The organism is Rhizobacter sp. P2_H2 (genome assembly GCF_056403375.1).
The window spans coordinates 1-525 of the sequence record NZ_JBFUFP010001850.1; the positions used below are offsets into that span (position 1 = coordinate 1).

The window sequence follows — 525 nt, forward strand, 5'->3', positions numbered from 1 at the left end:
CGTGGCGGAAGTCCACCGAGAAGCGCACCTCGCCGGGCACCACGTTGCGTGAATTGGGCGTCACCTGGACGAAGCCCACCGTGCCGCGGCCGTCGGGCGCTTCTGCCAGCGCGATGCGGTTGACCGCCTCGACCATGCGCGCCGTGCCCAGCATCGCATCGTGCCGCAGCCCCATCGGCGTGGGGCCGGCGTGTGCGTCCATGCCGGTCACCGTCACGTCGTACCACTGCTGGCCGAGCGCGCCTTGCACCACGCCGATCGGCAGGCCCTGCGCCTCGAGCACGGGCCCCTGCTCGATGTGCGCCTCGAAGTAGGCCGCGAACATGCCGCCCGGGACCTCGCCGCAGGCCTGCGTGCCGCGGTAGCCGATGCGCTCGAGCTCGTCGCCCACCGCCAGCCCGGCCAGGTCCTGCTCGCCGAGGATGCGCGCGGTGTCGAACACGCCGGCGAACGCGCCCGAGCCCATCATCACCGGCGTGAAGCGCGTGCCTTCCTCGTTGGTCCAGAACGCGACCTCGATCGGTG

Annotated in this window: 1 protein-coding gene; it reads right to left on the minus strand. The window is 72.2% G+C overall.

Annotation, left to right across the window (positions count from 1 at the left end; all coding sequences use genetic code 11):
• The coding region (locus tag AC1D15_RS36575; protein ID WP_477829946.1) for a zinc-binding metallopeptidase family protein at positions 1-525 on the minus strand (525 nt) is incomplete at both ends.